The organism is Desulfurella sp., assembly GCF_049977265.1.
Taxonomy (GTDB): Bacteria; Campylobacterota_A; Desulfurellia; order Desulfurellales; family Desulfurellaceae; genus Desulfurella.
The window spans coordinates 1-10,387 of the sequence record NZ_JBMFGQ010000046.1; the positions used below are offsets into that span (position 1 = coordinate 1).

The following is a 10,387-nucleotide window of genomic DNA, read 5'->3' on the forward strand; positions in this document are numbered from 1 at the left end:
ATTATAGAATCAGCCCCAAAGCTTTGTAAAGGAACAATAAACTGTCTAACAAAAGCTCAAGTGGGTTAAAAGGCAATTTATATGGTAAAAAATTATGAGAAAAAATTTCGAAGACAAAATTGTAGAAACATTAATTGATCATTTTTGTGGTCTCAAAAAAGATATTTCAATATTAGAAAAACAATTTCAGCATAACACTTTTTTCAACAGGTTAAAAAATAAACGAAATCAACTAAATACTGTATTTTTTAAAATTATAGTCAAACGGCTGTTTCTAGTTAGTTTATTAAAAAAATTTCATGATTATGATTGAAGCAGCAAAAAAGCTTATAGAATACGCCATATTTCCACCAGGTTCAATAATAATCGCCTTTTTGGTTATATCCTTATTTTCGACAAAGAAAAAGTTCGTGTTTTATTTGAGTCTTTTTTGTGCTGTTGTTTTGTATCTTGCGTCTATATCGCCCGTAAAGAATATGCTTGTATCACCGCTTGAGCAATCTTATAAAATACCCAAAAACCTTCATGCAAATGCAATAGTGGTTTTAGGAGCAGGATCATATAACAAAAATACATTAGATGGCGATTCTCTTAACCGTTTAGTTGGTGGTTATATTTTATATAAAAAGCTGCATTTGCCTATTATTTTTTCTGGAGGATATGCAACCTCCACAAGATCAACCGCAAATATTGCAAAAAAAATTTTAGAACAAATGGGCGTTAGCTCAAAAGATATTTTTATTGACAACAAAAGTTTTGATACAAACCAAAATGCAATTTATACGGCCAAAATTTGCAGAAAGCAAAATTTTAGAAAAATTATTTTAGTTACATCCGCTTATCACATGAAACGTGCAGTTATGCTTTTTAAAAAGCATAATCTTGATGTTATACCCTATCCTGTTGATTTTAAAGAAAGTCATTCCTATAATGTTTATAGTTATTTACCAACACTTGGGAATCTTGTTATATCAACCGAAGCTTTAAGAGAATATTTAGGCTACATATACTACAAGCTAGTATTTTTTCTTTAATTTTTTACTAAAAAAGCTTTAAATTTTAAAAGAAAAGTGTATAATGTAGTTTTAGGTCAGTTTTAAATTTTGTAAATCATTAAAAGAGCTGATTTGATTTTATTTAAAGAAAAGTAGGCTTTTATGCTAAAATATATTATAATCGCTTTTTTGGTTTGTTCATTGGTTGACTTCTTAATTATAGTATTTTCAAACAAACTCTCTATTGGTTTAGATAAAATAAACAACGAGCCACAGAAATTTCACAAAAGCTTAACACCAAGGCTTGGGGGCACTGGTATTTTTTTGGCTTTTTTGGTGATTTCTTTTTTGCTTTTTGTTCACAGAAAAGAAAGCGATTTTTTACTATTAGCGCTTTGCGCTACACCCGCTTTTTTGGTAGGCTTAACAGAAGATATATCAAGAAAAGTTAAACCAATTTACCGCTTACTAGTTATAACATTATCCGCTGGTCTTGGAATTTTATTTTTAGGTGCTCTATTAAACAGATTAGACCTGGGTGTTGTTGATAAATTGTTTTCTTTTAAAGCCGTTGCGGTTATTGTTACGCTTATTGCTGTTAGTGGGGTGACAAATGCTTTTAATATAATAGACGGATACAATGGTTTGGCTTCATTTGTGTCAATTATAATCTTTCTTGGTTTTGCCTATGTTGCGTTCAAACTAAATGACATGTATATAGTGTATGTCTGTTTTGCAATGATATTTTCCATTTTTGCATTTTTTTTGCTAAACTATCCTCTTGGAAAAATATTCTTAGGAGATGGCGGTGCTTATTTTATTGGATTTATTGCTGCGGAGGTAGCCGTTTTGATTGTTGTAAGACACAAGCAGGTATCTGCTTTTTTTCCTTTGCTTTTGTGTATCTATCCAATTTTTGAAACAATATTTTCGATGTATAGAAGAAAAATCATTAAAAAATCATCAGTTGGTAAAGCAGATGCACTTCATTTGCATACACTTGTTTTTAGAAGAATGACACCGCTATTTATTGGTTCAAACCCAGAAAAAATTCTTTATAGAAATTCAATGACTTCTCCATTTTTGTGGGTTTTAACAGTTTTTAGCGCTTTGCCTGCAATCTTATTCTGGAACGATGCTAAAGTGCTTATTGTGTTTTCAATCATTTTTATGTTTATGTATATTGGCTTATACTGGTCTATTGTGAAATTTAAAATTAGTAGAATAATGAAGTTTAATAAATCAAATAAATTGTAATACTTTGTAAAAAGTAAAGTGGGGGTGTGTTTTGCTTAGAAAAATCTTTTTAGTTTTAAGCTTATTGTTTTATTTATCGGGGCTTGCATATGCTCAGGGTGTAGAGATAACACCTTTGTATTCTGCAGGACAAACTCAAACATCAAGTCAGAATAATGCTGGAATGCCTGAAGGACATTTTTCTCAATCACAAACAAGTCAACAATCTCAATCTGGGATTTCAAGTGAACCTTCTGTTTCTCAATTTCAACAGCAGAACCAAGGCTCGCAAACTAATCCTTTTGCACGATCACAGCAAACTGCTCCTCAATCGCAATACTCCAATCCTTCTGTTTCTCAGTTCCAACAGCAAACACTACCAGAACAAAACAAATTAAATCAAGCCCAGCAAGAAATGCAAAGTTCATTACTTAATGGTAAAACTTCTACAACTATAACAAATCCTGCATTAACTCCTTTAAGCAAGCCGTCTGCATTTGAGGAGTTTATATCTGGAAGCTTACCTTCATCTGTTTCCGTAAAAAATCTTAAACAATTTGGTTATAATCTATTTATCAGCCCTCCATCCACATTTGCACCGCTAATGAGTGTTCCCGTCGGCCCAAATTATATTATTGGTCCAAATGACCAGATAAAAATAGATGTTTGGGGGAGCATAAATGAGAATTTAACTCTAACTGTAAATAGAGATGGAAACATCAATATACCAGGCGTTGGAGTTGTAAGTGTAGCTGGTTTAAAATTTTCTGAATTAAAAGGTGTAATACAAAATGCATTTTCTAAATACTATAAAAATTTCAATTTAAATATAACAATGGGTTCATTAAGAACTATGACTATATATGTCGTAGGTTATGCTGCACACCCTGGAAGCTATACTGTGTCTTCTTTATCAACCCTAATTAACGCGCTTTTTGCATGCGGCGGTCCATCTAAAATTGGTTCCATGAGAAATATCGAGGTTAAAAGAGATGGAAAAACAATAACACACTTTGATATGTACGACTTTCTAATATACGGTGACACGACAGGTAACATAAGATTACAGCCTGGAGACGTAATCTACATTCCACCAATTGGTCCAGAAGTTGCTATTGCAGGCGCTGTTAAGGACCCTGCTATTTATGAACTTAAGGGCAGAACCTCAATTCTTGCCCTTATAGAAATGGCGGGGGGTCTTCAAAGCTTTGCTTTCACAGGCAGAGTGCAAGTTTATAGGATAGTTGATCATCAGGTTCGTATGGTTTTTGAAGATAGCCTTAAAGACCTTAGAAACTTAGAGACATTAAAAAAACACCCCGAAGCAAATTTTATAGTTCATGGCGGAGATCTTGTTAAAATATTTTCTGTTCCCGAAGAATTGAATACTGTTAAACTTGAAGGAGCAGTTGCAATGCCTGGCTCTTTTGCCATAAAACCAAATGTAACGACTTTAAAAACCGTAATAGATAGAGCAGGAGGTTTGCTCTACTATGCCTCAGATAAAGCTGAAATTACCAGAACTTCAATTACACAAGAAGGCCCAAAAGTAGAGAGGTTTTATGTAAATTTAGCAAAAGCACTTAAAGATGATCCTAAAGATAATATTAAACTTGAAATAGGAGACTATATATTTGTAAGAACTATTCCCAACTGGCATCCTTACGAGTATGTTTACATTGGCGGACAGGTTAAATATCCAGGCGTATATCCGATTACGCCAGGAGAAAGGTTATCGTCTGTGCTTGAAAGAGCCGGCGGTTATACCAAAGATGCTTACTTAAGAGGAGCAGTTTTTACAAGAGCAAGCGTGCAAAAAATTCAGCAGCAAAGCATTGATTTGATGATAAATAGACTGCAGCAGCAGCTTCTAGCATCAAATGCCCAAACTGCTTCTACAGCTGTTTCTTCAACTACAGCACAAGCTGCTCAGGTTACACTCGCAAACGCGCAGGCACTAATAGCCTCTTTGAGATCTGTCAAAGCAAGCGGAAGGGTAACAATAGACCTTGCCCCGATAAGAATTCTAAAAGGTTCAAGTGAGGATATACCTTTAGAAAACGGCGACAGCTTATACATTCCTGTTAGAAACGATGTTGTAAATGTTGTTGGCGCCGTTATGTCACCTGGCAGTTATGTGTATAATCCACACTATACATGGAAAGATTACATAGAAATGGCAGGAGGCTATGAAAGCTATGCAGATACAAAAGATGTCTATGTATATAGAGCCAACGGTTCTGCTGTAAAGGTCTCTCATGGACTTGTGAGCTGGAATCCATACAAGGACAGGTGGGAATTTGCAGCCTTTGCTAAAGAAGACAACAGGTTATGGCCTGGAGATACCATTATAGTGCCGCAAAAACTCCAAGAGTTTCCATGGCTTAGAAATATTAAAGATATAACCCAAATATTGATGAACATAGCAGTCACAGCTGGTGTGGCAATACATTTATACTAAGATAAAGCCAAACTGGCTTTATCTTGCTGCTTTAAAACTTCGCATGAAATATAAGGTTTTTTTTGCGGTTTTATTTTTTTTTATTATACCATTAAATTCATATGCATTTGATAACTTTTTGCATGCACCAAACAATTATGGAGTAACAGGACTAATGTCCATACCAACGGCAAGAGTTATGAAAGAAGATACTTATAGAATAGGTGTAAACAGGGTAAGTCCCTATGTACACTACTACATTACACTAAGTCCTCTAAAAGGTCTTGAAATAAATGCTTTAGTTACAGAAATCCTTGGTTTAATACCTTTTCATAGTCCAGGCGAATCAGGCTATGGTAGTTACAAAGATAAGTCAATAGATATAAAATATCAGATTGAAAAAGAAGGAAAATATACACCAGCTGTAGCTATTGGATTACTTGACCCTTATGGTCAGTCGCGCAGGTATTCTTCTCAATACATTGTCTTAAGCAAACAAATTTATCCATTTGATTTTACTGTAGGTTTAGGCAACGGAAGACTTGGAAAAATACCTTTGCCACCAACAGGTGGTCACTTTTCTTCAATGCAGATGTTTACACACCCAAGAGCGTGGCTTAAAGATTCAAATTTTTTCTGGGGTGTGCAATTTGCCCCTTCTGATAAGTGGGCATTGATGTTGGAATATGACCCAATAGAATATACTAAAGATACCTCTGATCCAGCCCAAGCCGATTATTTTTTATCTCACCCTCCTCGATCTCATTACAATGTCGGCTTAAGATTAAACCCTGTAAAATGGATTGAAGTAGATTTAAGTTATCAAAGAGGAAATCAATTTGGCGTTAATATTTCCATGCCATTTGATATAGGAAAGCCAATGAGACCTATACAAGACCATATTGTTGAGTATCCTTATGTAGATCAATCCATTGGCGATTTTGAAACAAGGCTTGCAAGCGCTCTTAGCCAATCTGGTTTTAGCAATATCAGAATAAAACTAGAAAACGGCAATCTGTGGGTTGAAGCTCAAAACGATGTGTATTTTTACACTCCAAAGGCAATCAAGGTTATAAGCCAGGTTATAGCAAGCGTTAAAAAAAAGGATAAAAAAATAAACAAAGTCCATATCATATTGTCAAGAAACGATGTGCCAATTTTGCAGTTTGACACAACAAAGCAGGATATCGACGACTATATAAACGACAAACTCAAAACCTGGGAATTTTTATATTTATCAAAGCTAAATACCAACGTAACAAAAAATATTAATGCTCCAGAACAGTACCATAGACAGTTTAGCTATGAAATAAATCCATCTTTGCAAAACTTCTTAAACGATCCTTCTGGCTTTTTCAGATACAGATTTGGATTAAACGGCATAGTAAAGTATTACCCTTTTAAAGGAGCAACTATTGTATCGCAAGTTGATTTCTATCCATTTAACAATATTTCTACTGTAAATCAGCCTTTATCAATACCAGTAAGGAGCGATTACCCTTTATATCTTGAAAAAAAACTTGCATTAAGCAGACTTTTGTATAATCAAATTATTAAATTTCCAGATGATATTTACGCAAGAGGTGCTGTTGGACTATTGGAAACTGAATATGCAGGCTTAGACGCTGAAATAGCAAAACCGTTGTTTCACGGAAGAGTTTTGATTGGCATAAGCGGAAGCCTTGTAAAGAAAAGATCTATTAATGATCCTTTTGGCTTTTCTCATAAAAGCTATGCCAAAAAATACTACTCAACAGAATTCTTAAACCTTCGCTATAACATACCAAATACACAAATGTATGTTGATTTAAAAACGGGACGATTTCTAGCAGGCGATATTGGAACTTTGATTAAAGTCTCTAAATTTATAAATGGTGTTGTTTTGTCTGCTTGGTATAGTTTTACAAATACATCAATATTCACTGATCAGTACAATAGGGGATACCATAATTTCGGGGTATCTGTTTCAATACCATTGAGATTATTTGAAGGCAAAGACACAAAAAGTGTTTACAGCTATTCTCTTGAGCCCTGGACCAGGGATGTGGCACAAGACATAAGCCATTATGATGAGCTTTTTGACTATATTGACAGAAATACACAATTAGATTTTTACAGAGATTTTGCGAGATGATTTTTCTTGAAAATTATAAAAAAAAGCTTATAATTTTAAAAATGAAGTTTTTGAAGGAGGTTTTCTATGAAAAATGTGAAGAAATATTTAAGTATTGTATCGACAGTTTTGCTACTTGGTGGGAGTATGGCAACAACTGTATTTGCACAAACTGAAACAGTAGCTCCAGCTGCTTCTTCAGCAGCACCTACAACGGCGGCGGCACCAGCATCTACGGTTGCAGCATCAACTGGCGCAGGCGCAGGCGCAGCAGCAGCAGGCACAGTTAGCGCCGGCACTATTGCAGCTATAGCAGCGGGTGCAGCTGTAGTCGCAGGTGTAGCAATAGCAGCAAGTGGAAGCAGTAGTAGTAGCAGCAGCACGGTAACTACAACAGCTCACCATTAAAAGTTGAGCTGTCAGTAAATTATACTTAAAAGGTTTTATTAGGAATTTTAAGATGGGTTGGTTTGTAAAAAAAACATTAGTTCTTTGTATACTTATAATCTTTTCTTTTATTACTCTAATACCTAAAGTGTCTTATGCTGATTATGAGCAAAGAGAAAAAGTCGATGCAGTGTTAAATGTTGCCAACTCATTCTTTGAAAACATGCAAAATAAAGATTTTAAATCAGTGTGGGCTAATTTGAGCAGCGGTTCTAAGGATAAAATCATTGAAAGCGTTTACAAAAATCTTTTAAAATCTAAAATAAAAACTTATTCGAAATCATCGATTGAAGAAGATTTTAAATCCGATGGGCCTATTGCTCAATCTTTTTGGTCTGGATATTTAAAAGCATTTGATCCAAACATGGTTTTAAATGAAAGTGTTTGGGAAAAAGTAAAATTTGATGGAAATAAAGCAATAATTGTTATAAAATACAAAAAGGCTCAAGAGCCTTTTGATCTAAAAATGTACAAAGAAAATGGCAGTTGGAAAGTTGGATTAATTGAAACTTTTGGGATATAGAAATATTTAATGGTTGAAAATCAGGAAAAAAACAATCTGGGTTATCAAAACGTTTCGGATGACGATGAAATAAATCTCCTTGATTTATTTATTGTTTTACTGAAGCACAAAAAACTTATATTTTCCATAACATTTGGCGTTGCTGTATTGAGCATAATAATAAGTCTTTTGATGACGCCAGTATATGAAGCTAAAACTACTTTGATGCCCCCTCAAGGAGCAGAATCATCTCTGAGCTCAGCATTTGCTCAAACTGCTGCTGCAGCAGTGGGGTTAGGGATCTCTGCTAAAAATCCATCAGAAATTTATGAAAATTTACTAAAAAGTGATTTTGTTGTAGATAGAATTATCAAGCAGTTTAACCTAATGAAGCTGTATAAAGCAAAAAATATTGATTCGGCAAGAAAAGCTGTACTTAAACATTTGGATGTTCAAATCGATGCAAAGACAGGCATCATTACAGTTGGCTATAAAGATAAAAATCCAGCAAGATCAGCTCAAATTGCTAATGCTTTTGTGGCTGCATTGAGGGATTTAAATAATCACCTTGCCATTACAAAGGCCAGCATTGATAGGAAATTTTTTGAGAGTGAACTTAAAAAAGCTTATATAAAATTAGTTGAAGCAGAAAAAAATGTAGAAAATTTCCAGAAAAAAACTGGCGTTATTGAGCTTGGCGAACAAACAAAAGCTTCTATAGCAAGTATTGCTAACCTTAAAGCGCAAATTGCGGTGCAAGAAGCGCAAATTGCAGCAATGGGAACATATGCAACCCCTAATAATCCAGCCTACCAGAAAGCGCAGGCTACCCTATCTAGCTTAAGATCTCAACTTTCAGCACTTGAATCAAACACAAATAATAGCAATAATGCAATTACACCATTGGGTAAAATTCCCAGCCTTTATGGAAAGTATACTAATGTTGTAGGCGAACTTGGTTTTAGAAAAACAGTCTACGAGATGCTTTTAAAGCTATATGAAGAAGCATCTGTAAAAGAAGCAAAAGGTGCATCTTTAATTCAGGTCATTGACAAAGCAACTCCGCCGCAAATTAGAATAAGCCCAAAAAGAGCGTTAATTGTTATAGTATCTACTTTTGCCGCATTTTTCCTATCCATATTTGTAGCGTTTTTTAAAGAGTTTATAGAAAAAGCTTCGCAAGATGAAGAAAACAAAGAACGCATGCAATTGATCAAACAGTATGCTTCGCTTAGAAAGAAAAAAAATCAATAGAACAAAAATTAGATTTGCTATCGCAATTGCTCTTTACTGTATTTTGATTTTTGTTTTATTAAGGCAGACAGTTACAGCTAAGGAAAATTATGTTCTCAAGTGCTCTAATTATTTACAATTTCAAGATTTTAAAAAAGCTATAGATGCCGGTAAACAAGCTGTAATTTGGCAGCCTAAAGACATATATTCATATATATGTCTTGGAAAAGCATATCTTAATGTATCTGATTTTAATTCAGCACTGAAAAATTTTAAAACTGCCTACAATATGTCGACTTCCATAGAAAATTTAGCTTTAACATCAAACTTAATGGGTATTGCATACCAGAATATAGATGATAAAACAAATGCGATTTATTACTACACAAAATCGCTAAATTTTTATAGAATATTAAAAAATATGAATGGCCAGGCAGCTCAATTAAATAATTTAGGTGAAATGTATAATTTGGAAGGTGATTACGCAAAATCTTTAGATTATTTCCAACAGGCTTTAAGCATCAATAAATCAATTAATGACCAAGATAGCCAAGCAGTTAATTACAACAATATAGCTGTAGTCTATTCAAATGACGGAAAATATCAAAAGTCTATTGAATATCTGAAAAAATCTTTAAATATATTCGAACAAAATGGAAATTTTTTGGGGCAAACACAAGCCAAACTTAATTTAGGAAATATTTACAGGTTATTAAAAAACTATTCCGATGCGGAAAAATATTTGTTATCAGGCAAAGATTTAGCTGAAAAAATTGGCAATAGATATTGGCAGGCTCGAGCTTACGAGTATCTGGGCATGTTATACTTAGACAAAAGCAATTATAAAAAAGCAGAAGATTACCTAACAAAAGCTATAGACATTTATAAATCCATAGGTGACAAAAAAGATTATCTTAGCGTCTCAAATCTTTTGTCCCAATTGTATAAAAATGATTCAGATGAAAGTTTAATAAATACTATAAAACTGAATTTAAAAGCATTTTACAGAAATCTTTTAGAGTGTTTTTATAATTGAGTTTTGATTTTGGATCATTAGAATAATGTTTTTTAGATTTTAGTTTACTATATCCATTTTCTATTATGTCTAGCACAAACAGCTATCGTATAAATAAGTTTTCTTTCTTATATTATTTTTTCAGTTCTTGTTCAAAGAATTCTCTGATTTTGTGCAAACTTAATTTTTCTTTAGGTTGAAGATGATTTATTTTTTCATCTTCGATATCATCGATGTATAATAAAGCGCTTGCAAAAACTTTAAAATTTATACCTTCAACTACACCTTTGGACATTTCATAAACCTTTTGTATCCCAAATTTTTTTATCAAAAAATATAAATCATAATAATCTCTGTATTTTGCTCTTAAAAACAAAACATTAGTTTTCATTATTGCAATTTGCTC

The 10,387-nt window shown here is 33.5% G+C and carries 8 protein-coding genes and 1 pseudogene; 8 read left to right on the forward strand and 1 reads right to left on the reverse strand.

Annotation, left to right across the window (positions count from 1 at the left end; all coding sequences use genetic code 11):
- The first annotated feature begins 305 nt into the window (after positions 1-305).
- From ACP5FO_RS07650 to ACP5FO_RS07685, 8 genes are all read left to right on the forward strand, one after another.
- The gene (locus ACP5FO_RS07650) at positions 306-1,034 is read left to right on the forward strand and encodes a YdcF family protein (protein ID WP_428110675.1); all 729 of its coding nucleotides are present in this window, start codon (positions 306-308) and stop codon (positions 1,032-1,034) included.
- A 123-nt stretch (positions 1,035-1,157) separates the two neighbouring features.
- Positions 1,158-2,252 (forward strand): glycosyltransferase family 4 protein, encoded by a 1,095-nt coding sequence (locus ACP5FO_RS07655; RefSeq protein ID WP_428157302.1) that lies wholly within the window; start codon positions 1,158-1,160, stop codon positions 2,250-2,252.
- Positions 2,253-2,283: 31 nt separating this feature from the next.
- Complete coding sequence (locus tag ACP5FO_RS07660; protein WP_428157303.1) at positions 2,284-4,692, forward strand: SLBB domain-containing protein; 2,409 nt, start codon at positions 2,284-2,286, stop codon at positions 4,690-4,692.
- Positions 4,693-4,735: 43 nt separating this feature from the next.
- Positions 4,736-6,805: a YjbH domain-containing protein gene (locus ACP5FO_RS07665; protein WP_428110672.1), complete on the forward strand. Its 2,070-nt coding sequence runs from the start codon at positions 4,736-4,738 to the stop codon at positions 6,803-6,805.
- Between the two features lie 66 nt (positions 6,806-6,871).
- Positions 6,872-7,192 (forward strand): hypothetical protein, encoded by a 321-nt coding sequence (locus tag ACP5FO_RS07670; protein ID WP_428157304.1) that lies wholly within the window; start codon positions 6,872-6,874, stop codon positions 7,190-7,192.
- A gap of 52 nt (positions 7,193-7,244) precedes the next feature.
- Entirely contained in the window at positions 7,245-7,754 is a 510-nt protein-coding gene (locus ACP5FO_RS07675; RefSeq protein ID WP_428110670.1) for a hypothetical protein, read from the forward strand.
- Positions 7,755-7,763: 9 nt separating this feature from the next.
- Positions 7,764-8,987 (forward strand): GumC family protein, encoded by a 1,224-nt coding sequence (locus ACP5FO_RS07680; protein ID WP_428157305.1) that lies wholly within the window; start codon positions 7,764-7,766, stop codon positions 8,985-8,987.
- Positions 8,956-10,002 carry a tetratricopeptide repeat protein gene (locus ACP5FO_RS07685; RefSeq protein WP_025392295.1) on the forward strand — a complete coding sequence of 349 codons (1,047 nt, stop codon included), beginning with the start codon at positions 8,956-8,958 and terminating at the stop codon, positions 10,000-10,002. The genes ACP5FO_RS07680 and ACP5FO_RS07685 overlap by 32 nt, the downstream gene beginning before the upstream one ends.
- 112 nt (positions 10,003-10,114) lie before the next feature.
- Here the strand turns inward: ACP5FO_RS07685 and ACP5FO_RS07690 are convergent.
- A pseudogene (locus ACP5FO_RS07690) lies at positions 10,115-10,387 on the reverse strand (hypothetical protein); the annotation flags it as partial.